Here is a 26,743-nt window from a genome sequence, read left to right as displayed (position 1 = left end):
GAAAGCACCGCCAAAGCGGAAGCTCCCAACAGAAAGGTGCCCGGCGGGAGTTCACCCGCCGGGCACCTGTCGGGCACCGGAGCCGCACGTGCCCGGCACCGGGCATGCGGCCCTGCCCGGTCACGGATCAGCTGCCCCGTGTCAGCTGCCTCCGCCGCATCCGCCCCCGCCGCCGCACGAGGAGCCGCCCCCGCACGAGGAATGGCCGCCGCCGCACGAATGACCGCCGGAGTGACCCCCGGAGTGGCCTCCGGAGTGACCCCCGGAGTGGCCTCCGGAGTGGCCTCCGGAGTGGCCGCTGCCACTTCCGCAGGACGAGCCACTGCCACTGTCACCCCCTGCCCACCAGCTGCCACCCGCGGCACTGCCGGCGCCCGCGCCCCGGCGCACCTTCCGCCCGGGCGCCTTCTTCCGCCTGCCGCCCCCGAGCAGCGAGACGATCAGCCCGATCACGGCCACCGCGATCACCACTCCGACAAAAGTCCCCACCGACCTCACGCCCTTCCGTCCCCCGAAGCGAGGCCCCCCGCTTCCTTGCGTTTCCCGCGTGAGTGGGGGATGCCCCCGGCCCCGTACGGCCAAAGCAGACTTGAGCAACTCCAGAGCTTTGCGCAGGATGGCGGCCATGACACAGGGACGACCGCTCCTCAACCGCCACCTCGCCGAGTTCGGCACGACGATCTTCGCGGAGATGTCGGCGCTCGCCGTGCGGACCGGCTCCATCAACCTCGGCCAGGGCTTCCCCGACACCGACGGCCCCGAGGAGATCCGGGAGGCCGCGGTCCGTGCCCTGCGCGCCGGGCACGGCAACCAGTACCCGCCGGGCCCCGGCATCCCCGAACTGCGCACCGCGATCGCCGACCACCAGCAACGGCGCTACGGACTCACGCTCGACCCCGACACCGAGGTCCTGGTCACCGCGGGCGCCACCGAGGCCATCGCCGCGTCCCTGCTGGCGCTGCTGGAGCCCGGCGACGAGGTCATCGCCCTGGAGCCCTACTACGACTCGTACGCCGCCTGCATCGCCATGGCGGGCGGCAGCCGCGTGCCCGTCACCCTCCACCCCGACGCGGCCACCGGCACCTACCGGCTCGACCTCGACGAACTGCGCGCCGCCGTCACCCCGCGCACCCGGCTGATCCTGCTCAACACCCCGCACAACCCCACCGGCACCGTCCTCACCCGCGAGGAACTCGGCGCGATCGCCGCGCTGGCCTGCGAACGGGATCTCCTCGTCGTCACCGACGAGGTCTACGAGCACCTGGTCTTCGAGGGCGAGCACCTCCCGCTCGCGGGCTTCCCCGGCATGCGTGAGCGGACGGTCACCATCGGATCGGCCGGCAAGACGTACTCCTTCACCGGCTGGAAGGTCGGCTGGGTCACCGCGAGCCCGGAGCTGGTGGCCGCCGTCCGTTCCTCGAAGCAGTTCCTGACCTATGTGTCCGCGGGCCCGTTCCAGTACGCGGTCGCCGAAGCGCTGCGCCTGCCCGACAGCTATTACGAGGGGCTGCGCGCCGATCTGCGGGCCAAGCGGGACCTGCTGAGCAGCGGGCTCGCCGAGGCCGGTTTCGCGGTCTACCGCCCGGCCGGGACGTACTTCGTCACCACCGACATCCGCCCGCTCGGCGAAAGCGACGGCTTCGCCTTCTGCCGGTCGCTGCCCGAGCGCTGCGGCGTCGTCGCCATTCCGAACGCGGTCTTCTACGACCACCGTGAGCAGGGCGCGCCGTTCGTGCGATTCGCCTTCTGCAAGCGCGACGAGGTGCTGGCCGAGGCGGTGTCCCGGCTCAAGCGGCTGTAGCCCGCGGGCCGCTCCGCCGCGAACGGCACCGGCCCGGGGGGCGGTCGTGGAGACCGCCGCCCCGGGCCGGTGCCGTCACTGCGGCGCGGAATTCAGGCGTCCGGAGCCGCCGGCTCCGTGCCGTCGGTCTTCTCCTCGGACGGCGTCAGGCCCAGACGCTCCTGAAGCCACTTGTCGAACTCGATCGAGGCGCGCACCCAGCTGACCGTCGACGAGACGAAGTGCTCCAGGCTGACGCCCGTGCCGATGAGCATCTGCGCCTCACCGATCAGACGGACCGAGACCTCGGTCTGGTCGGAGCCCTCCTCGGGCTCGTGGCTGTGCGTGTAGACCTTGGGCCACAGGGTGCGGCGGTTCCAGTCGTCGATCGCGTCGAGGAGGACCGGGCGCTGGTCCGCGGCGTGCGGGCGGTCGTAGAACGTGCGGACCGAGAAGACCTGCTGCTCGTCCTCACCGCGGAACATGAAGTACGTGCGGAAGTCCTCCCACGGCGCCGCGAGGTCGCCCTCGTCGTCGACGACGTACTTCAGCTCCATCTGCTCCAGGAGTTGCTTGACGAGGTCCTGGTCAGGGACGACGGGGCCCTCCGGTCCTGCGGCCTGCGGCTCGGGCTGGCCCCCGAAGTTCGGAATCGAGGACGGATCGATGCTCACCGTGAATTTCCCTTCGTGCGGTTGCCGCCATCCTCCCCCATGGCAGGCGGGGGATGGCAAGCCCCGACGGGCCCGATCCGCCACAAGCTGACACGCGGCCGGTACGGACCGGGCCCGGCGGGCCCGCCGGGCCCGTACCGCCTGACGCGAAGTGGGCCGGGGCGGTGACGGCACCCGGCCCTCGGGTGGTTACGTCGCGGGACCGATGAGCAGGTCGTCCCCGACCCGGTCCACCCGGACGGTGTCCCCGTCCTTGACCTCGCCGGCGAGGATCTCCTTCGCGAGCCGGTCGCCGATCGCCGTCTGGATGAGACGACGCAGCGGCCGTGCCCCGTAGGCCGGATCGTTGCCCTCCTCGGCCAGCCAGGCCAGGGCGGCCGGGGTGACGTCGAGGGTGAGCCTGCGGTCGGCCAGACGCCGGGCGAGCCGGTCGATCTGGAGCTTCGCGATGTGCGAGAGCTCGTCGCCGGACAGCGCGGAGAAGACCACCAGGTCGTCGAGCCGGTTGAGGAACTCCGGCTTGAACGAGACCCGCACGACCTCCAGCACCTGCTCCTTCTTCACCTCGGGCTTGATCAGCGGGTCGACCAGGAACTGGCTGCCGAGGTTGGAGGTCAGGATCAGGATGGTGTTACGGAAGTCCACCGTCCGTCCCTGTCCGTCGGTGAGCCGTCCGTCGTCGAGGACCTGGAGGAGGATGTCGAAGACCTCGGGGTGGGCCTTCTCGACCTCGTCCAGCAGGACGACGCTGTACGGGCGGCGGCGGACCGCCTCCGTGAGCTGGCCGCCCTCCTCGTAGCCGACGTAGCCGGGCGGGGCGCCGACGAGCCGCGCGACGCTGTGCTTCTCGCCGTACTCGCTCATGTCGATACGGACCATGGCGCGCTCGTCGTCGAACAGGAAGTCGGCGAGGGCCTTCGCAAGCTCCGTCTTGCCGACACCGGTCGGGCCGAGGAAGAGGAACGACCCGGTGGGCCGGTCGGGGTCGGCGATTCCGGCCCTGGTGCGGCGTACCGCGTCCGACACCGCCCGCACGGCCTCGGCCTGCCCGATGAGGCGCTTGCCGAGCTCCTCCTCCATGCGCAGCAGCTTCTCGGTCTCACCCTCCAGCAGGCGTCCGGCCGGGATGCCCGTCCAGGCACCGACGACGTCGGCGATGTCGTCCGGGCCGACCTCCTCCTTGACCAGCTTTTCCTTGGGCTCCTTCGCCGCGACCTGCTCGGCCTCGGTCGCCTCCGCCAGCTCCCGCTCCAGGCCCGGGATCTCCCCGTACAGCAGCTTGGAGGCGGTGTCGAAGTCGCCGTCGCGCTGGGCGCGTTCGGCCTGTCCGTGGAGTTCGTCGAGGCGTTCCTTCAGCTCACCGACCCGGTTGAGGCCCTGCTTCTCCTTCTCCCAGCGGGCGTTGAGGCCGCGCAGGTCCTCCTCCTTGTCGGCGAGGTCGCGGCGGAGCTTCTCCAGGCGCTGCTTGGAGCCCGGATCGGTCTCGTTCTTGAGGGCCAGCTCCTCCATGTGGAGGCGGTCGACGGCGCGCTGGAGCTCGTCGATCTCGACGGGCGAGGAGTCGATCTCCATGCGCAGCCGGGACGCCGCCTCGTCGACCAGGTCGATGGCCTTGTCGGGGAGGAAGCGGGAGGTGATGTAGCGGTCGGACAGGGTCGCCGCGGCCACCAGCGCGGAGTCCGCGATGGAGACCTTGTGGTGGGCCTCGTAGCGGCCCTTGAGCCCGCGCAGGATCGCGATGGAGTCCACGACGCTCGGCTCGGCCACCAGCACCTGCTGGAAGCGGCGCTCCAGGGCGGGGTCCTTCTCGATCCGCTCGCGGTACTCGTCGAGCGTCGTCGCGCCGACCATGCGGAGCTCGCCGCGGGCCAGCATCGGCTTGAGCATGTTGCCCGCGTCCATCGCGGAGTCGCCGCCCGCGCCCGCGCCGACCACGGTGTGCAGCTCGTCGATGAAGGTGATGATCTGGCCGTCGCTCTCCTTGATCTCGGAGAGGACGGTCTTCAGACGTTCCTCGAACTCGCCGCGGTACTTGGCGCCCGCCACCATCGCGCCGAGATCGAGCGAGACGAGCCGCTTGTTCTTCAGGGACTCCGGGACGTCGCCCTTGACGATGCGCTGGGCGAGCCCCTCGACGACGGCCGTCTTGCCGACGCCGGGCTCGCCGATGAGTACGGGGTTGTTCTTCGTGCGCCGCGACAGCACCTGGACGACGCGCCGGATCTCCTGGTCACGCCCGATGACGGGGTCGAGCCGGCCCTCCCTGGCGGCGGCCGTGAAGTCCGTACCGAACTTCTCCAGGGCCTTGTACTGGCCCTCCGGGTCAGGTGTGGTCACCCGACGCCCTCCCCTGCTCTTCTCGAATGCGTCCAGCAGCCTCTTCGCACTGGCCCCCTGCTCGCTCAGGATCTCACCGGCGCGCCCGCCCACGGCGGCGATACCGATCAGCAGGTGCTCGGTGGAGATGTACTCGTCCCCGAGCTCCTTCGCACGCTGCGCGGCATCCGCGATGACGGCGAGCAGCTCACGGTTGGGCTGCGGCGGAGCGACCGTCGAACCGGTGACACTGGGCTGCGCGCCCAGAAGCCGCTCCGTCTCGGTGCGTACGACGATCTGGTCGGCCTCGGTGGCGGCGAGCAGATCGATGATGTTCTCGTTGTCCTCGCCCGCGAGCAGCGCGAGCAGCAGATGCCCGGGGGTCAGATCGGGGTGCCCGTCCTTCACGGCCCTGCTGGTGGCCGCGTTGATGGCATCCCGGCTCTTGTTGGTCAGCTCGGCGTCCACGTGCGCTTTCTCCTCCTTGCGGTGACTGGCCTCTCCACAACACTGACTGAATCAACGTGCACAAAGTTGAGTCTATTCCACTCAATGTCTAATCACTCAATATCTGTCCACTCGACCCCGCACTCAACCCGTCACAGCTCGTTGCAGGCAGTGGACGAACCGTGACGGGTGGACGAGCCGCTTCCGATGCTCCGAGTGAACCGGCCCGGGCGGACGCCCGCCACCGCAGGGGGGTCGCGGGCGCGTGCGCTGCCTACGCTGTTCCCATGGCAGTCGACGTGACGAATCCCAGCCCCGAGTACCTCGCGTTCTGGCGCGAGTACCACCTGTGCACCCTGACCACCCACCGCCCCGACGGATCGCCGCACGTGGTTCCGGTGGGCGTGACGTACGACCCCCGGGCGGGGCTCGCCCGGATCATCACCAACAAGACCAGCCGGAAGGTCGCCAACGTCCTGGCCGCGGGCCCGGCCGGCGCCCGGGTCGCCGTCTGCCAGGTCGACCGGGGCCGCTGGGCGACCCTGGAGGGCCGTGCCACGGTGCGCACGGAGCCGGAGGTGATCGCCGACGCGGTGAGCCGCTACGCGGAACGCTACGAACGCACGCCGGCGCCCAATCCGGACCGCGTCGTCATCGAGATCACCCTGGACCGGGCGCTCGGCAGAGCGTGAGGATTCCTGCGGCCGTCCCCGGAGGGCCTTCGGGCCGGCCGCCGGGGTTCCGGGAACTCCCGGGACCGCCCCGACCTCCCGGCCTGCCCGGCCTGCCCACGCACTCCACGCACTCCGGGCACCCCACGCACTCCACGCACCCCGGGCACCCCGGGCACCCCGGGCACCCCGGGCACCCCGGGCAGCACAACGGCGCCATCGTGTTCAGGTCACGATGGCGCCGTTGTGTGGGGGAAGTGACTGAGCGACATGTAACGACGGGGGATCGCTCAGGCACTGCGGGGGGTGGCGGAAATAGTCTCTGCCTCGAACAGCTGGTGGTCCCGCCGGTCGAGGTTGACGAAAATCATGTCGTACCGGATCGCGCAGCGGACGGGCTGCGGGGCTCCACGCGGTTTGCGGAGGCACCGGTAGGCACGGACTTCGTCGTCGTCCTCACGTGCGACAACAACGGGGTCGCCGAACAGAGTGACCATCAGCGAATCGCCACGGTGGGGGATGGCCGTGACGAGATCGATGAAATGCCAGCCTGATCGGTAGGCCGTGGCCATCTCGCGCCGGAAGGTCCGGTCGTCCGGCGGGGTGGTCATGCGCCCGTGGAAACGCCGGCTGGCTGGCTGTCCCACGACACATCGTCGGTCCCGAGGTCGCCCGTCGACGCGCTGCCCTGCACGACGCCCTGGTGGCTGTCCCACGAGACATCCCCCTGAACCGCTACGGAGAATGCCGCGGCGGCGAAGGCGACAGCAAGAACCGAGCGAAGCAGTCTCTTGTACATGGTTGGCTTCGTCCTCACTTGTTAGGTCCTCTCCCCCGGCTCCACCAAGACGATGTCGCAACCCAGCACGTCGAAGCCACAGGAGCGATGCATCATGTTCCTGTACGTTCAGGACCCTGGGGGGTGGAGATTTGCTCACAACAAGCATGAAACCTACGCATCCTCACCCCATCACCGAACTGTGCGATGAGGGTGTGCGCCTGTACGCCAGCGCTCTCGGCGCGGGGCGCATCGCCCGCACGGAGGTCGAATCAGCTCCGTGCCTGCTGGAATTCGCTCTGTTGCATCCCGACCCGGACGATGCCAAATGGCTCCGCCCGGTTCCGCCCTCATCCGTGCTCGCCCAGCGCCTGCACCCCATAGAGCGAGAGATCCGGGACCGCCGCCGGGTCGCCGTCGAATTGACGGACGCTCTCGAACCATTCATGGCCATCAGCGCCCAGCCCTCGGTGACCACCCATGCGATCACCGTCCTGGAAGGGCTGCGGACCATCAATGCGACGCTGGACACGGCAACCGCCCAATGCACCGAAGAGATACTCACCATCCAACCGGGCGGCGTCCGCAATCTGGATGTCCTCACCCAGTCCCTGGAACGCGTGGAAGGGCCGATCAGTCGCGGCGTACGACTGCGCACCCTTTATCAGCACACGGTCCGTCACGGTCCCGGTGTCTTCGCGTACCTGGAACGGCTGGAATCCGGACACGTAGAGGTCAGGACGCTGGAAGAGCTGATCGACCGCATGATCATCTTCGATCGTTCCGTGGCCGTCATACCCGCGCGCCGCGACCGGCAGGTGGCTCTGGAACTGCGCCACCCCGGCCTGGTGGAGTATCTGGTTTCAGTTTTCAACCAGTTTTGGCAATTGGCGACGCCGCTCACCGGAGAGGCGCCCTACACCCCGCCCAACGACGGCGTCACCGGCATTCAGCGGTCCATAGCCAAACTCCTCGTCGAGGGATACGTCGACGAGGCGATCGCCCGGCGCCTCGGCATGAATGTCCGTACCTGCCGCGCCCACGTCGCCAAGCTCTCCGCCACGCTCGGAAGCAACAGCCGCGCCCAACTCGGCTACCTGATAGCCCAATCAGGACTCCTTGACAAAGCGCCGAATTGAAAGCGCCGCCACCGCAATACGGGGCGGGCCGGCCGCGGCCCCGTCACGGGACTCGCGCACCAAAACCGCCACCGGCGTACAACCAACGCCCGCCCCGGCTGGTCCAACTCCCGTACGCGCACAGCATCGCAGGGACCGCAGGGAGAGAACCGACACCATGCAGCCAGCCCAGAACCGCCGGTTTCCATCCGCCACCCGCATACGGCCGGGGCGGCGGATCCGTGTCCCGCTCGCGTTCGTCGCCGGGGCGGTGCTGGCGCTCGGCTCCGTCGGGCCCGCCAGTGCCGACGAGCCGGAGACGGACCAGCTCTGGATCTCGGCACCGTACGACCTCGTACTGCCGACCGCGGACGCCGACGGGTCGGCGACCGGCAACACCGTCGACGTACAGCTCGGGCACGACAACAGGCACAACTCCGTGACCGGCGGCCGTCTCACGGTCGACGCGTCGGAACTCGCGGGCGTGGCCGACATCAGCTGGCCCTCGACCTGCGCACCGGCCGCCGACGCGCTCACCGCGATCTGCGACTTCGGTTCCCTGGACAGCGCCCCGTACGTCACCGTCGCCCGGATCGGGGTGCGCGCCGCAGCCGGCGCACCCGCCGACACCACCGGAACCCTGCACCTCACTGCGGCGGCGGACAGCTCCTTCGGGCCCCTCACCGGGTATCCGGCGGACACCGTGATCCGTCTCGGCGACGGTCCCGACCTCGGCGTGAACCAACTGCCGTACCGCACCGGCGTCAAACCGGGCACGAACCTCGCCCAGCCGATCCGCCTGACCAACCACGGCAACCGCACCGCCGACCGCACCCTGCTGACCCTCTTCGCCTCGCACGGCCTGGCGTTCTCGCAGCGCTTCGGCAACTGCACGTACCTGGACGCGGACCCCGTCACCCAGCAGAGCGGCAGCACGGCCGTCTGCGTCCTCGACGGGCCCGTCGCCCCGGGGCAGGAGTACGACCTGTCGGCGGCCGGCGCGGTCCGTACGACCCGTGCGGCGCTGTACGAGCGGTTCGACTACGCGGTCGAGCAGTTCTCCGACGAGGCGTACGAACAGGCCGTCGCGGGACGGCCTTTCGTCCAGGGGACGGGCTCCGCCCTCGTCGCCGCCCCCGTGCCCGCCGCGCGCTCGGCCGCCGCGGCCGACGAACCCGACCTCAACCTCGGGGACAACTACCGCTCCACGCAGATCACGGCCACCAACAAGGCCGACCTGATCGCCCTCGCACACGACATCACGTCCGTCGCGCCCGGTGACACGGTCACCGCCCGGATCGGCGTGAAGAACCGTGGCCCCGCCTGGGTCGCCTCGCTCGGCGCGGGTGCCTCCGTCGCCACACTCGACGTCCGTATCCCGGAGGGCACCACCGTCACCGGCACGCCCGGCAACTGCTACGCCACGGGCACGAACCGCTACACCTGCTGGACGCCGATCCTCCTCTGGGAGAAGGCCCGCTCCACGTTCGACTTCACCCTGCGTGTCGACCGCGTCGTCAAGGGCGGGGCGACGGGCTCCGTCGCCACGCTCAACGACGACCCGGAGCTGCGGATCTCGGCCTTCGATCCGCAACTCGCCAACAACACCGCCGAGTTCACGGTCACCGGCGGCTGACACGCCACGGGGTGCGTGGCGCGCCGGCCGCCCACGCACCCCGACGGCCGCACACGGACGAGGCCCGTCACCCGTGGTACGGGTGACGGGCCTCGCCTGTCGTGCGGGTCGCCTGACCCGCTCAGTCCTTCGGCCGCTTCGGCCGCCAGACCACCAACGCGCTGGTCTGCTGCACATCCTGGTACGGCACCAGATCACGCCGGTACGAGGCATGCACCTGGGCCTCACGCTGCTGCATCGCCGCCGCCGCGCCGTCCACGGCCGCCGAGAGTTCGGCGACACGCTGCTGCAGGGCGGCGACCTGGTTCTCCAGCTCGATGATGCGCTTGATACCGGCGAGGTTGATGCCCTCGTCCTGCGACAGCTGCTGCACCGTGCGCAGCAGCTCGATGTCGCGGGCCGAGTAACGCCTGCCGCGCCCGGCCGTGCGGTCCGGGGAGACCAGGCCGAGACGGTCGTACTGGCGCAGCGTCTGCGGATGCAGGCCCGAGAGCTGGGCCGCGATCGAGATCACGTACACCGGTGATTCATCGGTCAGTTCGTACGGATTGCGTCGTCGGCCGTCCACCTCAAGCTCCCTTCGCTGCCTGGAACAGCTCCGCCCGCGGGTCGTGGCCCGCGGTCGTCTTCCGGTAGGCCTCCAGTGCGTCCCTGGCCTCGGCGCTCAGCTCCCTGGGGACCGTCACCTCGACGGTGACCAGCAGGTCGCCCCGGGTGCCGTCCTTGCGTACGGCGCCCTTGCCGCGGGCGCGCATCGTGCGCCCGTTGGGGGTACCGGCCGGCAGTTTCAGAGTGACCGGTGGACCACCGAGCGTGGGCACCTTCACTTCGCCGCCGAGTGCCGCCTCCGTGAAGTCGACGGGCACGGTGACCGTGAGGTTGTCGCCCTTGCGGCCGAAGACCGGGTGGGCGTCGACATGGACCACGACGTACAGATCGCCGGCCGGGCCGCCGCGCTCGCCCGGGCCGCCCTTGCCGCGCAGCCGGATCCGCTGGTTGTCCGAGACCCCTGCCGGAATCCTGACCTGCATGGTCCGGGAGGACTTCGCCCGCCCGCTGCCCTTGCAGACGTCGCAGGGATCCTGGGCGATGAGGCCCCGGCCCTTGCAGTCCACGCAGGGGTCGGTGAGCGAGAAGCCGCCGCCGGTGCCGCGCGACACCTGGCCGGTGCCGAGACAGGTCGGGCAGACCCTGGGGGTGCCGTTCTTGTCACCGGTGCCGGAACACGCCTTGCAGGGTGCCTGGCTGGACATCCGCAGCGGGACCGTGGCCCCCTCGACCGCCTCGGTGAAGCTGAGCGTCACCTCGGACTCGATGTCCTGGCCGCGGCGCGGCTGCACTCGCGTGCCCGAGCCGCCCCGGTTGAACAGGCCGCCGAAGACGTCGCCCAGACCGCCGCCGCTGCCTCCTCCGCCGAAACCACCGGCTCCGCCGCCCGTGCCCCCGCTCTGGGCGCCTCCGAAGAGGTCGCTCAGGTCGAAGTTGAAGTTGCCTCCCGCACCACCGGGACCGGCCCGGTAGCCGCCGTTGCCGAAGAGGGCGCGCGCCTCGTCGTACTCCTTGCGCTTCTTGCTGTCGCCCAGGACGTCGTTCGCCTCGGAGATCTCCTTGAAGCGCTCCTCCGCCTTGTCGTCGCCCTTGTTGGCGTCCGGGTGGAACTCGCGGGCGAGCTTCCGGTACGCCTTCTTGATCTCGGCGTCGGTGGCGTCCTTGGGGACGCCGAGGACCTTGTAGTAGTCCTTCTCGACGAAGTCCTTCGTGCTCATCGACGTCCCTCCTTCCGGACGATCGGCCATGCGACCGGCCCGTTGGCCGGTCGCATGGCCGGGCGGTGGGCCGCGAGGTGGTCAGACGGGATGTCAGACCTCCTCGGTGCCACCGCTCTCCTCGTCGGTTGCCTTCTCTTCCTTGGCCGTGGCCGGTGCCGCACCCGGCTGGGGCTCGGCGACCGCCACCCGCGCGGGGCGGATGGTGCGCTCGCCGATCCGATACCCCGGCTGCAGGATCGCCACGCAGGTCGTCTCGGTGACGTCCGGCGCGTACGAGTGCATCAGGGCCTCGTGGATCGTCGGGTCGAAGGGCTCGCCCTCCTTGCCGAACTGCTGCAGGCCCAGCTTGGCGACGACCGTCTCCAGCGACTCGGCCACCGACTTGAACCCGCCCACGAGCTCGCCGTGATCACGGGCCCGGCCGACGTCGTCGAGCACGGGCAGGATCTCGGACAGGAGACCCGCTACGGCGATCTCCTTGACCGTGGCCCGGTCGCGCTCCACACGGCGGCGGTAGTTCTGGTACTCGGCCTGGAGCCGCTGGAGGTCGCCCGTGCGCTCGTTGAGCGCGGTGCGGACCTGGTCCAGCTGGGCCGTCAGGCCGACTGTCTGTGCTGCGTCCCCGGCCGGGGACGCCTCCTCCTCCGAAGAGGTGGGGGCGTCCTTCGGCTCAGCTCCGTCAGAAGTGGCGCCGGAGGGGACGTCGGGCTTCTCCTCGAAACCCGGAGTCTCCTCGGTCACACCGCACCGCCCTTCGCGTCCTTCTCGTCGTCCACGATCTCGGCGTCGACGACGTCGTCGTCGGCCTTGGCCTGCTGGGCGCCCGGCTGCGGGTCACCCTGCGCGCCGCCCTCGCCCTGGGCGTTGGCGTACATCGCCTGGCCCAGCTTCTGGGAGACGGCCGCGACCTTCTCGGTGGCGGTACGGATCTCGGCGGTGTCCTCGCCCTTGAGCTTCTCCTTCAGCTCGGTGAGCGCGGTCTCCACCTCCGTCTTCACGTCACCGGGAACCTTGTCCTCGTTGTCCTTGAGGAACTTCTCCGTCTGGTAGACGAGCTGCTCGCCCTGGTTGCGGGATTCGGCGGCCTCGCGACGGCGGTGGTCCTCCTCCGCGTACTGCTCGGCCTCCTCACGCATCCGGTTGACCTCGTCCTTCGGCAGCGAGGAGCCGCCGGTGACGGTCATCTTCTGCTCCTTGCCGGTGCCGAGGTCCTTGGCGGCGACGTGCATGATGCCGTTCGCGTCGATGTCGAACGCGACCTCGATCTGCGGGACACCGCGCGGGGCCGGCGGCAGGCCGGTCAGCTCGAACATGCCGAGCTTCTTGTTGTACGCGGCGATCTCGCGCTCGCCCTGGTAGACCTGGATCTGCACGGACGGCTGGTTGTCCTCGGCCGTCGTGAAGATCTCGGAGCGCTTGGTCGGGATCGTGGTGTTGCGCTCGATGAGCTTCGTCATGATGCCGCCCTTGGTCTCGATACCGAGGGACAGCGGGGTCACGTCGAGCAGCAGGACGTCCTTGACCTCGCCCTTGAGGACACCGGCCTGGAGCGAGGCGCCGATGGCGACGACCTCGTCCGGGTTCACACCCTTGTTGGCCTCCTGGCCACCGGTCAGCTCCTTGACGAGCTCGGCGACGGCCGGCATACGGGTGGAGCCACCGACGAGAACGACGTGGTCGATCTCGGAGAGCTGGATGCCCGCGTCCTTGATGACGTTGTGGAACGGGCTCTTGCAGCGGTCCAGGAGGTCGGCGGTGAGCTGCTGGAACTGCGAGCGCGTGAGCTTCTCGTCCAGGTGCAGCGGGCCCTCGGCGGACGCCGTGATGTAGGGCAGGTTGATCGAGGTCTCCGTCGAGGACGAGAGCTCGATCTTCGCCTTCTCGGCGGCCTCGCGCAGACGCTGGAGCGCCATCTTGTCCTTGGACAGGTCCACGCCGTGGCCGTTGGCGAACTGCTTCACCAGGTAGTCGACGACGCGCTGGTCCCAGTCGTCACCACCGAGGTGGTTGTCACCGTTGGTGGCCTTCACCTCGACGACGCCGTCGCCGATCTCCAGCAGCGACACGTCGAAGGTGCCGCCACCGAGGTCGAAGACGAGGATCGTCTGGTCGTCCTTGTCGAGGCCGTACGCCAGCGCGGCGGCCGTCGGCTCGTTGACGATACGCAGGACGTTCAGGCCCGCGATCTCGCCGGCCTCCTTCGTCGCCTGACGCTCGGAGTCGTTGAAGTACGCGGGGACGGTGATGACCGCGTCGGTCACCTTCTCACCCAGGTACGACTCGGCGTCCCGCTTCAGCTTCTGCAGGATGAAGGCGCTCATCTGCTGCGGGTTGAAGCTCTTGCCGTCCAGGTCGATCTTCCAGTCCGTGCCCATGTGGCGCTTGACGGAGCGGATGGTCCTGTCGACGTTGGTCACTGCCTGGCGCTTGGCGACCTCGCCGACCAGCACCTCGCCGTTCTTCGCGAAGGCGACGACGGACGGCGTGGTCCTGGCGCCCTCTGCGTTGGTGATGACGGTGGGCTCGCCGCCTTCGAGAACGCTGACGACGGAGTTAGTCGTGCCCAGGTCGATGCCGACCGCACGTGCCATTTCAATTCCTCCAGCTTGACTACTTGAGTGGATCTGACTCAAGGATGCATGACGCCCGTCCCAGTGTCAACAGACTTGAGTCGAGCAGACTCAACTATCGTGCACGCACCTCGCGCGCGCCGACCATTCGAGAACGACACCCACCCACCCCGCAGGCCACGCAACCCTCCCCCATCATCGCGTCATGGGATCGTTCTGTCACAAATAGCCGTGAGTCACGCAAAAACGGCATTCGATCCGCCCGATCCGCCCGACCCCAGGCAGGTGCGAACGATGCAGAGACAGCGGCCGGAACGGGGACACCCGGGACGAAGTGAGCGACGGCACCATCCCCGCCCGGCACGGGCCGGCGCGGCAGGGGCGGGCGGCGCAGTACGGGTCGGCGCGGCAGGGATCTGCGGGGCGCGGGCCTTCCTGCGGGCACTGCGCCGAGAGCGGCCGTCGGCCAAGCGCGCGCTGGACCTGGTCCTCGGCTCGGTCCTGCTGGCCCTGGCCGCCCCCCTGCTCGTCGCGGGCACCCTCGCCCTCGCGGCACGTCGGCCCCCCGGCGGCGTGCTGATCCGCTCCCCACGGATCGGCCTGGGCGGTCACCCCTTCGTCCTGTGTTCGCTGCGCACCCGGCGACTGCGACTGGACCTGCTCTCCCGGCTGCCGCACGTCGTGCGGGGAGACCTGTCCCTGGTCGGCCCGGAGCCCCTGCCCCCGGACGACGAACGGGTCCGCACCCCCGCGACCGGCACCGGCACCGGCACCGGCACGCCAGACGCCCCAGGCGAGGCCACCGTCGGCACCCCGGACGCCCCGCCCGAGGCCCCCGCCGACGCCACACGAAAAGCCCCCGACACCGCCCCCACCCCCGCCACCGCCGCGAGACACTGGCGGCAGGAACTCAGACCGGGCCTCACCGGCCTGGCACAGGTACGCTCCCGCTCCGGAATGCCGTGGGACGAGCCGGCCCTGCTCGACCAGCACTACGCCGAGCACCACTGGGTGGGACTCGACCTGGCCATCCTGGCGGGAGCCGTACACGCTCCGCTGCGCCGGGCGATCCTCGGACTCGTCCGGCACGGCAAGGCACACCTGAGCGACACAGATCACCGCCGGTCCAACTACAGCGCGGCGGAATAAGTGGATAGTGTCAGCACAGACTGATTAAGTTACTGCTTAGTAATCGCCAGTATTACCTTGTAGACGCTGGATCCCACCCTCGCAGGCCCGAGGAGCCCCCAAATGCAACTCGCCGCGATCATCGTGTCGCTGGTGCTGACTGTGGTCGGCGTTGCGCTCATCGCCCGAGCCGTCGCGCAGATCTACCGGTTCGTCACGCTCGGACAGCCGGTCCCGGCGGGCAGCCGCACCGACAACCCGAAGCAGCGCACGATCACCCTGGTCAAGGAATTCCTCGGCCATACCCGGATGAACCGGTGGGGGATCGTCGGCTTCGCGCACTGGTTCGTCGCCATCGGCTTCCTGACCCTGCCGCCGACGCTGCTCCAGGCGTACGGGCAGCTCTTCAAGGCCGACTGGATCCTGCCGATCATCGGTGGCTGGCTGCCGTTCGAGATGTACATCGAGTTCATCGGTCTGATGACGACGGTCGGCATCCTCGTGCTGATCGCCATCCGGCTGCTGAACCTGCCGTCCCGGGCCGGCCGCAAGTCCCGGTTCGCGGGATCCAAGGCATGGCAGGCGTACTTCGTCGAGTACGTCATCCTCGTCATCGGCCTGGCGATCCTCACCCTGCGCGGCCTTGAGGGCGCGATCCACCACGTCGGGAGCTACGAGGCCGCGTACTTCGTCTCGTACCCCCTGGTCCTCGCGTTCAAGGGCCTCGCGCTCGGCACGCTGCAGAACCTCATCTACTTCGTCGCGATGATCAAGATCGGCACCTCGCTGATCTGGATGATCACGGTCTCGCTGAACACCAACATGGGTGTCGCCTGGCACCGCTTCCTCGGCTTCCCGAACATCTGGTTCAAGAGGAACGCGGACGGTGCGGTCGCGCTCGGCGCGCTCCAGCCCATGACGTCCGGCGGCAAGGAGATCGACTTCGAGGACCCGGGCGAGGACGACGTCTTCGGTGTCTCCCAGGTCGAGCAGTTCTCCTGGAAGGGCATCCTCGACTTCTCCACGTGCACGGAGTGCGGTCGCTGCCAGTCGCAGTGCCCGGCCTGGAACACGGGCAAGCCGCTCTCCCCGAAGCTCCTGATCATGTCGCTGCGCGACCACGCGCACGCCAAGGCCCCGTATCTGCTGGCCGGCGGCGGCAAGGACATGGAGGGCAACGAGAAGGCGTCCGAGGAACAGCTGAAGGACGTCCCGGCCGCGGCTCTCGCGGAGGCCGAGCGCCCGCTGATCGGCACGGTCGAGGAGAACGGCGTCATCGACCCGGACGTGCTGTGGTCCTGCACCACCTGCGGTGCGTGCGTGGAGCAGTGCCCGGTCGACATCGAGCACATCGACCACATCGTCGACATGCGCCGCTACCAGGTGATGATCGAGTCCGCGTTCCCGTCCGAGGCGGGCACGATGCTCAAGAACCTGGAGAAGAAGGGCAACCCCTGGGGGCTGGCCAAGAAGCAGCGCGTCGAGTGGACCAAGGAGGTCGACTTCGAGGTCCCGATCGTCGGCAAGGACGTCGAGGACCTCACCGAGGTCGACTACCTGTACTGGGTCGGCTGCGCGGGCGCTCTCGAAGACCGCGCCAAGAAGACCACGAAGGCCTTCGCGGAACTCCTCCACATCGCGGGCGTCAAGTTCGCGATCATGGGCGGCGACGAGAAGTGCACGGGTGACTCCGCCCGCCGCCTGGGCAACGAGCCGCTGTTCCAGCAGCTCGGCCAGGAGAACGTCGCGATGCTGAACATGGCGTTCGGCGAGGACGACGAGGACGACTCGACGAAGAAGGCGAAGTCGGTCAAGAAGATCGTCGCGACCTGCCCGCACTGCTTCAACACCCTCGCGAACGAGTACCCGCAGCTCGGCGGCGAGTACGAGGTCATCCACCACACCCAGCTGCTCCAGCACCTCATCGACGAGGGCAAGCTGGTCCCGGTGACCCCGGTCGAGGGCCTGATCACGTACCACGACCCGTGCTACCTGGGCCGCCACAACAAGATCTACACCCCGCCGCGCGAGATCATCGCGAAGGTCCCGGGCCTCAGGAACGAGGAGATGCACCGCCACAAGGAGCGCGGCTTCTGCTGCGGCGCCGGTGGTGCCCGGATGTGGATGGAGGAGCGGATCGGCAAGCGCATCAACAACGAGCGCGTCGACGAAGCCCTGTCGTTGAACCCGGACATCGTCTCCACCGCCTGCCCGTTCTGCCTCGTCATGCTGACCGACTCGGTCAACGGCAAGAAGAACGACGGCAAGGCGAAGGAGTCGATCCAGGTGGTCGACGTGTCGCAGCTGCTGCTGGACTCCGTGAAGACCCCGGCCGACCCGGCCGGCGAAACGGAGCCGGCGGACGCACCGGAGCCCGAGCCGGTGAAGTAGCTCAGGCTGTCGTGCGACAGAAGCGGCCGGACCTGCCTCGGGGGCAGGACCGGCCGCTTCTGCATGCGGACCGTCGCCCCCGGCCTCAGCCCCGGCCTCCGCCCGGGGGTACCCCTAGGGGATGTCACAGCTCGGCCGCAATGGCGGGCAGGTTCCCCTGGCCCTCTCACCGCACCCACGCGGACCAGGTACGTTCGACGAGTGGCTGGATTCAGGATCGGACGCGGCCGGGACAACCGCACCCCGCAGCAAGGGCAACAGCAACCGCGGCAGCAGCCGTACGGCTCACAGGCACCACCGCCGTACGCCCAGCAGCCCTGGCCGCCGACGGGAGGCAACGGCGCCCCGCCCCCGTACAACCAGGGCAGACACCAGCACGGCGGTTACGGCAACGGCAACGGCAACGGCAACGGCTATAACGACGGCGGCCCCCACGGCGGCTACGGCAACGACGAGCCGGAGTACTTCGGCGACCCGTACCAGCAGCCCCACCACCCCCACGGGTCTCCGCAGCACGACCCGTACGCCAACTCCCCCGGGCACACCCAGGCGTTCAGCATCGGCGAGGACCCGTACGGCGACGGCAACACCTACCGCGCCGGCCAGGCCCCCGCCCAGCCCGCGGGCCCGCGACTGCCGTGGAAGGACCTGCTCACCGGCATCGTGCTGCGCCCGGGCCCGACCTTCTGGCAGATGCGCGACTACCCGGTCTGGGGCCCGGCGCTCATCGTCACGTTCCTGTACGGTCTGCTCGCCCTCTTCGGCTTCGACCAGGCCCGGGACGACGCGATCAACGCGACGATCTCCACAGCGGTCCCCTACGTCGTCATCACGGGCATCGGCTTCGTCATCGGTGGCCTGGTCCTGGGAGCGGTCACGCACACGCTCGCCCGCCAGCTCGGCGGGGACGGCTCCTGGCAGCCGACCGTGGGCCTCTCCATGCTGATCATGTCGATCACGGACGCGCCCCGCCTGATATTCGCGCTCTTCCTCGGCGGCGAGAACTCCCTGGTCCAGGTCCTCGGCTGGATCACGTGGCTGGCCTCGGCCGCACTCTTCACCACGATGGTGAGCAAATCGCACGACCTGCCCTGGCCGAAGGCGCTGGGCGCATCCGCGATCCAGCTGATCGCTCTGCTGTCGATCATCAAGCTGGGCACGATCTGACCGGCATCCGGCCCACGAGCGCGAAGAGCCCCGGCACACCACGCCGGGGCTCTTCGCGCTCGTGCCCCACCCTGCCGAAGGCCGAAGACGGACCACCGGACTCCGTCTCGGGGCACCGCTTCCCGTCTCAACGCGTCTCTACGCGTCTCTACGCGTCTCTACGCGTCTCTACGCGTCTCTACGCGTCTCTACGCGTCGAGAACCTGCCCGCGGCGCCGCACGACGGGCTTCTCCACACTCCACGGGAAGTTGATCCAGCGATCGGTCTTCTTCCACACGTACTCGCACTTCACGAGCGAATGCGACTTCTCGTAGATGACCGCGCTGCGCACCTCGGCAACATGATCGATACAGAAATCGCGTACCAGCTTCAGCGTCTTCCCTGTATCGGCGACGTCGTCGGCGATCAGGACCTTCTTGTCCGAGAAATCGACCACATTCGGAACGGGCGCCAGCATGACCGGCATTTCCAACGTGGTACCTACACCGGTGTAGAACTCGACATTCACCAGATGAATGTTCTTGCAGTCGAGGGCATAAGCGAGCCCGCCCGCGACGAACACCCCGCCCCGCGCGATGCTCAGAACGACGTCGGGCTCGAATCCGTCGTCGGCCACGGTCTGCGCCAACTCGCGCACGGCATGACCGAACCCCTCGTACGTCAGGTTCTCCCGCACCTCATCGCTCATCCGGCATCACACCTGGGTCCGGTGGAAGTTCAGGAACGAACGGGACGCGGTAGGACCGCGCTGGCCCTGGTACCGCGATCCGTAGCGCTCGGAGCCGTACGGGAACTCCGCAGGAGAGGTCAGCCGGAACATGCACAGCTGCCCGATCTTCATGCCCGGCCACAGCTTGATCGGCAACGTCGCGAGATTCGACAGCTCCAAGGTCACGTGCCCGGAGAAACCGGGGTCGATGAACCCTGCGGTCGAATGCGTCACAAGGCCGAGCCGCCCCAGCGAACTCTTGCCCTCCAGCCGCGACGCAAGATCGTCGGGCAGCGAGATGACCTCATACGTCGAAGCGAGCACGAACTCACCGGGGTGCAGAATGAACGCCTCGTCGCCGTCCGGCTCGACCATGCGCGTCAGATCGGCCTGCTCGACAGCCGGGTCGATATGCGGATAGCGGTGGTTCTCGAACACCCGGAAGAAGCGGTCGAGCCGCACATCGATACTCGAGGGCTGCACCATCGACGCGTCGAACGGATCAATACGTACACGTCCGGCGTCGATCTCGGCCCGGATGTCCTTGTCTGAGAGAAGCACGCCCCGAGGATACGCAGAACGCGCGGGCCCGCCCCAATCCGGGACCGCCCCGCGCGCCTGTGACCCGCTCCTGCCGTGCCTCCTCGGCTGCCGCTACCGCTCCTCGAACACCACAGGCACGGCATGCCGCAGCCGCGCACAGCGAGGACAGCGAATAAGCCGCCCGGGACCGATCCGCCCGGACCCGAGCTGCTGCATCGGGAACGAAGCGGTTGCGAAAACGTGCCCCTCGGCACAGCGGACGACGGTGCGCTCCATGAAGTCCATCAAGTCCCTTCCCCAACAAGCCTTGGACGAGAACGCCACATTAGGGGATGAACGGGACGCCACTCCAGGCGGCACTCCGACCACCACGCTACGCCCCCAACTCCCGCCCCCGTCACCCGCGTCCACCCGACGCGACAGCAAAATGGCCCCACGGCTCAAACGCCGGGGACCTGGCATGGGGTACAGTATGAGACGATGCAGCCGATCAAGCGGCACGCTTCGCGGGTGTAGTTTAATGGTAGAACATGAGCTTCCCAAGCTCAGAGCGCGAGTTCGATTCTCGTCACCCGCTCCATGATGAAGGCCCTGGTCGGAGACCAGGGCCTTGTTTGTTGTCTGAGACCTGCTCCATGCGTCGCGTGCCATATCCGTGCCAGATGCCCAGTGGTCCGCCGCTGTGCGCCCAGCCCGTACGAGCTGGTCGACGATCCGTGTCCGAGTACTGATCGGCAGTGTGGCGCTGGACCGGGCAGAGAGGGTCTGGCCTGTGAGCCGCGGGACTCCCTCCTCCGCCACGAACAGCAGCCCGTCAGGCTCTTCCTCCGCGAACCGGTCGAGGAGCCGCGCCGAGCTCCCTGCGGAGGATGGCCGGAAAGTGGATCGCGAGGACATCCACTGTCGACTTGGTGTCGCCCTCGCCACCAGCCCCGGAGCAGCCTTGGCAAACCGTCCGGCGAGCGGGGCGTGCGCGCCGAACTCCGGCGCAAGGCCATCTGCCCTTCGGAGCGCATCGGCCCGCAGGCGCGGAAGCAGCCAATCAGCCGCCGCCGGCCCAAGGCCTTGTCAAAATGGCGGAACATGACTTGCCCAAGTGCATGGGCCGGCTCCCGCCGAGGTCAGCTGCCATATCGTCCCTGCCGAGCGCGGCTGCTCATCTGTCTGGCCGAGCCGCACTTTGCCGCAACTGCATTGCAGCGGTGGCTGATTCCATGATGAATACCACTGCTACGGTGAAAGGTATGTGGACGTTCCTCTATCCACTTTGCAAGTGTTAACGTGCCGTTGATAGACATGACACACCGGTGCAGGCCGTGGTGATCGGACGGCGGGCCCTGGGAAGCGACGGTTTCCAGCCCGTGAAGTGCGGTGTGATCAAGCGGTGTTGACCGGACCGATGATTGACACGAGATGGTGACCGGGACCTGCTTGATCATCGCGCGCTCGACGTTGGGGTACAACGACGGCACGGCGCACCAGGCGCCGGTCAGGGCGACGGCCGCCGTCGCGGCCATCGGCGGACACCGGGGCACTGGAAAGAGACGATTACGGAGCGGGGGGACCGTGTCCAAGTGGGACATCAAGCCGGATGGCGTTCGTGGAGTCCTGAGCAGGACAGCCGAGGTCGGCGGCGAGTTCGAGGAAGAGTTCACGTCGTACGGCGAGGGCCTGCTGGGCGCCGCGACGTGTGCGGGGACGATGGTTCTGGGCGGGACCGAAATTCCCAAGGGGGGCGCGTTCGGCCCCGTGGCTCAGGCGTTGCAGGAGTTCCAGGACCATACGAACGGCGAATTGAAATTTCTTGCTGTTCGGACGGGGAAGTCCATGACCGGGGCGCGCCTGGCCACTGAGGAGTACATCAAGGGCGATCTGGAGATGGCAAGGAACAAGCAGAAGGAGTACTCCAAGGCTCCGACTCCGGAAGAATTGAAGGGTCTCAAGAATTGATTGACCTGGAGAAGATACCGACCTTCACGGGCGATCTGGAGGCCTTGGAGACGCAGGCGACTTCACTGAAGACGACTGCCTCCAGCATTCGCGGTACGGGCAAGGACACTCACAACGCTTTCCAAGCCTTGGACGCGGTCTATGACGCTCCCGAGCAGGAGGAGTTGCTCAATTCGACCGTCCCGGTGCGGGACAAGGCGGATGAGTTCGCGAAAAAGCTGGAGTCCGTCAGCGGTGCGTTGACCGAGTTCGCGTCGACCGCCCGTCCGCTGGTGAACAAGATGAAGCATCTCCGCGAGGATGCGGAGAGATTCGTCGCGGAGAACAAGGAAGACGACGACTGGCAGAAGGACCAGGACAAGATCGACGAGAACGCGCGTCTTGTCCGTGAGGTCGGCACGACATGGGTGGCGTTCCAGGGCGTCGAGCGTGATGCGGCCAACAAGATCACTTCATTGGTGGGCGGTACGCGCTTCGTTGTTGATGACGGGTCACACAAGGCCGGCATGTACGGCTTCAAGGAAAGCGACGTCAAGGACGCCAAGGAAACACCCTGGGGGACGGCCGACGAGCGTGAGTACACGGGCCTACGGGCTGCGTGGGAGTGGACGAAGGACCACGTCGGCGGTGGGCTGAAGGGGTTCTTCGTCGACGGCGTCTGGGGCACGATCAAGGGCCTGGGCAGCATGGTCAACGTGTTCGACTGGGACAATTTCAAGAAGACCTGGTCGGGCATCGGTAGTGTCTTCGGCGGTATCAGCGCCTACATCATCACGCCGTATGACTGGGCGATGGACAAGATGTTCGGCCCGGTCGACCACAGTGACCGTGAAAAGCAGAAGGCGGCTCTGCGCAACTTCGGCAAGTCGCTGGTCGCGTGGGACGAGTGGGACAAGGATCCCTCGCGGGCGTTCGGGGCCGTGCTTTTCAACGGTGCGACGCTCGGTTCGGGCTCATTGCTCAAGCTCGGCAAGGCCGGAAAGCTGGGTGTGGGCGCGGAGGCCGCGACCGTGCTGGGCAAGGCGGGCGCACTCGTCGATCCGATGAGTTACCTCGGCAAGGCGGCGGGTGTCACCAAGCTGAAGGTCGGCGACTTCATGGAGGGCCTGAAGGCCAGCCAGGCCGGTATCGACGACATGGCCCGCAACGCGCCCACCGGGGCTCCGCCTCACCCAGGTGGGGTGGACGCACCCCCCGGCCATGAATACGTCGACCACGCGGGCAACAAGCGCATCATCGGCGATGATGCGCACATCAGGGACGAACACGGCAACGTCGTTCCCGATACCCAACCCGTCCGGGAGCCGCACAAGGACGACCTGCCCAACACGCACGAGACCACCCCCGGCGAGGAGAGGGTGCTCGAGGGCGCGGGCGGACCCAGCCGCGCGGAGAACACGGCGGGCCACCCGACCGGCTCGGCGCACCCGGGCGGTGGTTCCCACCTGACGGATGGCGGTGGCACACACCACACGCCGTCCACGGGCGGCCACGCCGCGGACCACCCGACGACCGGTCGAGGCTCGGGCAGCGCCGCGGGTTCGTACACGCCTTCCCGCGGCGGTGGTCATGGCGAAACCCCGAGTACAGGCGCGAGCGGCCACTCGGAGCACACCCATGGCGGCGACGGAGCCCACAGCAGCGACGCGGGCGGCGACAACCCTGCGTCCGGTTCCGCCGATCACGGATCCGGTGACGGTGCCGATGGCCAGGTGGAGAAGCACACGCCCGGCGGGGAGACGCAGGAGCACGAGGGAACAGGAACATCGGACACTTCGGGTGAGACGGACACGACGCCCGGCGATCGTGTGAACGAGCCGATTCCGGAGTTGACGGCGGAGGAAAAGGCAGCGCACTGGGGCCATCTGGAAGACGTGGAGAAACGGGCTCCAGAGGAATTCGATCACCTGAAGCACGACCCGGATCACAAGAATCAGATCGATGACAAATCGATGGACGAGGCCCGGGTCGGTCTCGACCTCCGGGAGAGCGGACGTCTCCCAGAGGACATCCGCCGTCCGGAGCTAGCCGATAGGGGAGAGTTCTACTCCGAAACCACGGGTGAGTACTATGACATCAAGGGCGTCCACTCCGACTACCCTCCATTCAATAATGTGCGCGATAAGTCCCAGCCGTTCAAGGGTGCGTTCGACCCGGCCAATAATGAGGCATGGGTCAACAAACAGCTGACGAAGCAGATCGAAAAGCGTGGACGTATAGTAATTATTGACATCCGGAATGCAAATCAAGCAGCAATCGACAGCGTCAAGGCAGCTGTTGAAAGCCACGGTTGGGGAGATCGTGTCATCTGGTACCCGTAAGAACTGGAAGCCGATCGGGCTCCCCGCTGATCCGGAAGCCACGCGGCAACTGCAGGAATGGCTTGCCTCGGAGGAGTACAACCTCAACGGCATGGAGCGTGACTTCCGGGGCGCCGACCTCTCGGGCGGGGACTTCTCGAATGCATGGTTCACCGACGCAATCCTGGTGGGCGTACGGCTTGTCGGCACGTCCTTCTACCGGGCCGACCTTCAGTCGGCCGATCTGACCGGAGCGGATCTGACCGGAGCGGATCTCGTCAGGGCGAACCTGGACGAGGCCGTGCTCCGATCGGCGCGGCTCGACGGGACGGACATGGTCCGGGCTTCGCTGTGCGATGTCGACGCATCGGGAGCGAGTTTCCGCAAAACACGGTTTTTCGGTGCTTCGCTGATCGACACCGATATGAGGGGAGCGGACCTGACTGATGCTGTCCTTGACGAGAACTTCTTCGAGATCAAAGTCGACGACGCTACAGTGGTGCGCGGCCTGACCGGCACCGTTTTCGGGCCGATCACCGTCTTCAGCGGCGAATCGTCCCGAGAGCTGGCCGGCGCAGAACTCGAGGCGTGGATCGGTGCGCGAGGCGGACAGGTGCGAGTGATTCCTCCGCGCCGCCCATCACAATAGGGCCTGGCACGGCCCACTAAGGGCTGTCCCGTAAATGATCTCCGAGTCACCTCGTGCATGGCGGGCTGCTGTGCGGCCCGCTGCCCTATCCGGCGAGGGCGAGGTTGTGCATCCGGGCGATGCCGAGCATGGCGTGATGGACGCCCTCGCCTCTGAGGCGGCAGTCGCGGAGGATCTTCCAGGTCTTCATGCGGGCGAAGACATGCTCGACGCGGGCTCGGACCTGCTTGTGGGACTTGTTGTGTTCCTTTTTCCAGTCCGGGAGTTCGGTCTGGCCGCGCTCGCGGCGGTGAGGGATGACGAGTCCGGTGCCCGGGTAGCCGCCGTCGGCGATCGTGAGTGTCTTGCCGACGGCGGCCTTGGCGCCGGACTCCTCCCACGCCTTGCAGTCGTTGCGGTTCCCCGCAAGAGGCCGGCCGACCACGACGACCAGGCGGGTGTCGGCGTCGATGACGACCTGGTGGTTGGTGGAGTACCGGTAGTTCTTCGACCGCTCAGCGATGGTGTGGTCGCGGGTGGGCACCAGGGTGCCGTCCACGATCAGCACGGTGTCCTTGGCGAACCGCTTGCGGGGCTGGAGCGCGAGCATGGGCCCCAGATGGTCGATGATCCGGTCCGCTGCCGATTTCGAGACCCCGAACAGCGGAGCGAGCTGCCGCATCGTCAAGTTCGTGCGCCAGTACGTCGCGACCAGCAGTGCCCGGTCCTCCAGCAGAAGGCTCCACGGCCGTCCCTTGCGAACGGCATCTGCACCCTCGCGCCGCAGAACCGTCACCAGCTTCCCGAACTGCCGCGGGCTCAGCCCGGAGAACGGGGCTATCCAGGACGGCTCCGACGCCGTGATCACACCAGCCACACCAAGATCATCCCAGTTGCCGACGCTGCCCCATGTCCTCGATCCTGTGTGCTCAGCAAGCAGGGAGGGCGCATGGGGCTGGTTCTTTTCCCGGGCGACGGAGACAACAGCAGTCCGGATGTCTCCTGGCCCTACAGCGGCTTTGCCGCGTTCCGGCGGCGTCTGGCCGAGGCCGAGGGGTTCGTCCTCGCCGAGATGTGGGGCTTCGGAGGGGAGCGTCCCTGGAGCGAGGTGTCCACGGCCTTGGAGCCACTCCTCGACCATCCGGATGACGGCGGTGACGACCTCTCGCCGGCCGAGTGCGCGTCGATTCTGGTCCGGCTGGAGGCGATCACCGACCGATGGGCGCGGGAAGGTGGCGACCAGCTCCTCCAGCAGCACATCGAGGATGCCCGCCAGCTGGCGGGCATCCTGCGGCTCTGCGTCGAGAAGGACGTCCCGCTGGCCTTCCTCTGAAGCCCACCGATCGCGGAACCACTTACGGGACAGCTCTTAGGAATGCCCAGACCTGGGTGAATACGTTCACAGAGCAGATTGTCGAAAAGCATCGCGTAGTCATTGTCGACGTTCGGAACGCGGATCAAGCGGCGATCAACAGCATCAAGGGCATTATTGAAAGCCATGGTTGGGGAGATCATGTCATCTGGTACCCATAAGAACTGGGAGCCGAAGATGCTCCCAGCCGATCCTGAGGCGACGCGCCAGTTGCAGGAATGGCTTACGGAGGAGGGCTACAGTCTTTTCGGCGTCGGGCACGACTTCCGAGGTGCGGACCTGTCGGGCGGAGACTTCTCGAACTCGTGGTTCACCCAGGCGGTCCTGGCGGGTGTGCGGCTCGCGGGAGCGATTTTCTACCGCGCCGACCTTCAGTCAGCGGACCTCACCGGTGCGGATCTGACTGGCGCCGACCTCGTCAGGGCGAATCTTGACGGGGCCGTGCTCCGTTCGGCACGGCTCGACGGTGCCGACATGATCAAAGCTTCGCTGCAAGGGGTCGACGCGTCGGGAGCGAGCTTCAGAGGAACGCAGATCATGGGGGCCTCGCTCTTCGGCGTCGATATGAGGGGAGCGGACCTGACCAACGCGGTCTTGTTCCAGAACACCTTCAAGGTCACAGTCGATGACGCTACGGTGGTGCGTGGCCTGACGGGTACCGTTTTCGGGCCGATCACGGTCTTCAGTGGCGAATCCTCCCGGGAGCTGGCCGGTGCGGAGCTCGAGGCGTGGATCGGCGAGCGGGGTGGGCAGGTCGAGGTGACCGCTCCGGGTAGCCCCCAGCAGTAGAGCGGG

Annotated in this window: 23 protein-coding genes and 1 tRNA gene; 13 read left to right on the top strand and 11 right to left on the bottom strand. The window is 67.8% G+C overall.

Annotated features, from left to right (window positions below; genetic code table 11):
- Positions 1–625: 625 nt before the first annotated feature.
- Entirely contained in the window at positions 626–1,801 is a 1,176-nt protein-coding gene (locus tag ACFVUT_RS14145) for a pyridoxal phosphate-dependent aminotransferase (protein WP_389648053.1), read from the top strand.
- A 92-nt stretch (positions 1,802–1,893) separates the two neighbouring features.
- Here ACFVUT_RS14145 and ACFVUT_RS14140 read toward each other — a convergent pair whose 3' ends face one another.
- Positions 1,894–2,454: a YbjN domain-containing protein gene (locus ACFVUT_RS14140; protein ID WP_389648049.1), complete on the bottom strand. Its 561-nt coding sequence runs from the start codon at positions 2,452–2,454 to the stop codon at positions 1,894–1,896.
- Between the two features lie 189 nt (positions 2,455–2,643).
- A complete protein-coding gene (gene clpB, locus ACFVUT_RS14135) occupies positions 2,644–5,238 on the bottom strand; it encodes an ATP-dependent chaperone ClpB (protein ID WP_389648046.1) in 2,595 nt (864 codons plus the stop codon).
- Positions 5,239–5,504: 266 nt separating this feature from the next.
- Here clpB and ACFVUT_RS14130 point away from each other — a divergent pair, with 266 nt between their 5' ends.
- Positions 5,505–5,909 carry a pyridoxamine 5'-phosphate oxidase family protein gene (locus ACFVUT_RS14130; RefSeq protein ID WP_389648043.1) on the top strand — a complete coding sequence of 135 codons (405 nt, stop codon included), beginning with the start codon at positions 5,505–5,507 and terminating at the stop codon, positions 5,907–5,909.
- Between the two features lie 269 nt (positions 5,910–6,178).
- Here ACFVUT_RS14130 and ACFVUT_RS14125 read toward each other — a convergent pair whose 3' ends face one another.
- Positions 6,179–6,499 carry a (2Fe-2S)-binding protein gene (locus ACFVUT_RS14125; RefSeq protein WP_389648040.1) on the bottom strand — a complete coding sequence of 107 codons (321 nt, stop codon included), beginning with the start codon at positions 6,497–6,499 and terminating at the stop codon, positions 6,179–6,181.
- Complete coding sequence (locus ACFVUT_RS14120) at positions 6,496–6,687, bottom strand: hypothetical protein (protein ID WP_389648037.1); 192 nt, start codon at positions 6,685–6,687, stop codon at positions 6,496–6,498. Before ACFVUT_RS14120 ends, ACFVUT_RS14125 begins: the two co-directional genes overlap by 4 nt.
- 146 nt (positions 6,688–6,833) lie before the next feature.
- On the opposite strand from ACFVUT_RS14120, the gene ACFVUT_RS14115 reads away from it, so the two are divergent.
- Together ACFVUT_RS14115 and ACFVUT_RS14110 are read left to right on the top strand one after the other, a co-directional pair.
- On the top strand, positions 6,834–7,805 hold the full coding sequence (locus ACFVUT_RS14115; protein ID WP_389648034.1) for a helix-turn-helix transcriptional regulator: 972 nt from the start codon (positions 6,834–6,836) through the stop codon (positions 7,803–7,805).
- Positions 7,806–7,962: 157 nt separating this feature from the next.
- A complete protein-coding gene (locus ACFVUT_RS14110; protein WP_389648032.1) occupies positions 7,963–9,420 on the top strand; it encodes a hypothetical protein in 1,458 nt (485 codons plus the stop codon).
- Positions 9,421–9,541: 121 nt separating this feature from the next.
- Here ACFVUT_RS14110 and ACFVUT_RS14105 read toward each other — a convergent pair whose 3' ends face one another.
- The 4 genes from ACFVUT_RS14105 to dnaK form a co-directional block, all read right to left on the bottom strand.
- A complete protein-coding gene (locus ACFVUT_RS14105) occupies positions 9,542–9,988 on the bottom strand; it encodes a heat shock protein transcriptional repressor HspR (RefSeq protein WP_018522258.1) in 447 nt (148 codons plus the stop codon).
- 1 nt (position 9,989) lies between these two features.
- Positions 9,990–11,186 (bottom strand): molecular chaperone DnaJ, encoded by a 1,197-nt coding sequence (gene dnaJ, locus ACFVUT_RS14100; protein ID WP_389648029.1) that lies wholly within the window; start codon positions 11,184–11,186, stop codon positions 9,990–9,992.
- A gap of 93 nt (positions 11,187–11,279) precedes the next feature.
- Positions 11,280–11,930 (bottom strand): nucleotide exchange factor GrpE, encoded by a 651-nt coding sequence (gene grpE, locus ACFVUT_RS14095; RefSeq protein WP_389648026.1) that lies wholly within the window; start codon positions 11,928–11,930, stop codon positions 11,280–11,282.
- A complete protein-coding gene (gene dnaK, locus ACFVUT_RS14090; RefSeq protein WP_389648023.1) occupies positions 11,927–13,780 on the bottom strand; it encodes a molecular chaperone DnaK in 1,854 nt (617 codons plus the stop codon). Before dnaK ends, grpE begins: the two co-directional genes overlap by 4 nt.
- Positions 13,781–14,053: 273 nt before the next feature.
- Between dnaK and ACFVUT_RS14085 the strand changes: the two genes are divergently transcribed.
- The 3 genes from ACFVUT_RS14085 to ACFVUT_RS14075 all read left to right on the top strand — a co-directional run bounded on the left by ACFVUT_RS14085 (position 14,054) and on the right by ACFVUT_RS14075 (position 18,445).
- A complete protein-coding gene (locus ACFVUT_RS14085) occupies positions 14,054–14,908 on the top strand; it encodes a sugar transferase (RefSeq protein WP_389648020.1) in 855 nt (284 codons plus the stop codon).
- A 102-nt stretch (positions 14,909–15,010) separates the two neighbouring features.
- Complete coding sequence (locus ACFVUT_RS14080) at positions 15,011–17,278, top strand: heterodisulfide reductase-related iron-sulfur binding cluster (RefSeq protein ID WP_389648017.1); 2,268 nt, start codon at positions 15,011–15,013, stop codon at positions 17,276–17,278.
- Between the two features lie 201 nt (positions 17,279–17,479).
- On the top strand, positions 17,480–18,445 hold the full coding sequence (locus ACFVUT_RS14075) for a Yip1 family protein (RefSeq protein ID WP_389648014.1): 966 nt from the start codon (positions 17,480–17,482) through the stop codon (positions 18,443–18,445).
- A gap of 188 nt (positions 18,446–18,633) precedes the next feature.
- On the opposite strand, the gene ACFVUT_RS14070 is transcribed toward ACFVUT_RS14075, so the two are convergent.
- Both ACFVUT_RS14070 and dcd read right to left on the bottom strand, forming a co-directional pair.
- Positions 18,634–19,134: a phosphoribosyltransferase gene (locus tag ACFVUT_RS14070; protein WP_389648011.1), complete on the bottom strand. Its 501-nt coding sequence runs from the start codon at positions 19,132–19,134 to the stop codon at positions 18,634–18,636.
- Between the two features lie 6 nt (positions 19,135–19,140).
- Positions 19,141–19,716 carry a dCTP deaminase gene (dcd, locus tag ACFVUT_RS14065; RefSeq protein WP_389648008.1) on the bottom strand — a complete coding sequence of 192 codons (576 nt, stop codon included), beginning with the start codon at positions 19,714–19,716 and terminating at the stop codon, positions 19,141–19,143.
- 488 nt (positions 19,717–20,204) lie between these two features.
- Between dcd and ACFVUT_RS14060 the strand changes: the two genes are divergently transcribed.
- The 4 genes from ACFVUT_RS14060 (at position 20,205) to ACFVUT_RS14045 (ending at position 24,597) form a co-directional block, all read left to right on the top strand.
- Positions 20,205–20,278 (top strand) — tRNA-Gly (locus ACFVUT_RS14060).
- Between the two features lie 986 nt (positions 20,279–21,264).
- A complete protein-coding gene (locus ACFVUT_RS14055) occupies positions 21,265–21,648 on the top strand; it encodes a DUF6507 family protein (protein ID WP_389670958.1) in 384 nt (127 codons plus the stop codon).
- A complete protein-coding gene (locus tag ACFVUT_RS14050; protein WP_389648003.1) occupies positions 21,645–23,969 on the top strand; it encodes a hypothetical protein in 2,325 nt (774 codons plus the stop codon). Before ACFVUT_RS14055 ends, ACFVUT_RS14050 begins: the two co-directional genes overlap by 4 nt.
- Positions 23,950–24,597: a pentapeptide repeat-containing protein gene (locus ACFVUT_RS14045; RefSeq protein ID WP_389648000.1), complete on the top strand. Its 648-nt coding sequence runs from the start codon at positions 23,950–23,952 to the stop codon at positions 24,595–24,597. The genes ACFVUT_RS14050 and ACFVUT_RS14045 overlap by 20 nt, the downstream gene beginning before the upstream one ends.
- A gap of 85 nt (positions 24,598–24,682) precedes the next feature.
- Here ACFVUT_RS14045 and ACFVUT_RS14040 read toward each other — a convergent pair whose 3' ends face one another.
- Positions 24,683–25,453 carry a transposase gene (locus ACFVUT_RS14040; RefSeq protein WP_389647997.1) on the bottom strand — a complete coding sequence of 257 codons (771 nt, stop codon included), beginning with the start codon at positions 25,451–25,453 and terminating at the stop codon, positions 24,683–24,685.
- Between the two features lie 72 nt (positions 25,454–25,525).
- Here ACFVUT_RS14040 and ACFVUT_RS14035 point away from each other — a divergent pair, with 72 nt between their 5' ends.
- Positions 25,526–25,909, top strand: coding sequence for a hypothetical protein (locus ACFVUT_RS14035; protein ID WP_389647994.1), 384 nt, complete (start codon positions 25,526–25,528; stop codon positions 25,907–25,909).
- A gap of 165 nt (positions 25,910–26,074) precedes the next feature.
- Entirely contained in the window at positions 26,075–26,737 is a 663-nt protein-coding gene (locus ACFVUT_RS14030; protein WP_389647991.1) for a pentapeptide repeat-containing protein, read from the top strand.
- The last annotated feature ends 6 nt before the right edge of the window (positions 26,738–26,743 follow it).

It is taken from the genome of Streptomyces sp. NPDC058051 (assembly GCF_042885475.1).
Lineage (GTDB): Bacteria > Actinomycetota > Actinomycetes > Streptomycetales > Streptomycetaceae > Streptomyces.
The sequence above is the reverse complement of the archived record's forward strand: the minus strand, read 5'-3'. Positions and strand labels throughout refer to the sequence as shown.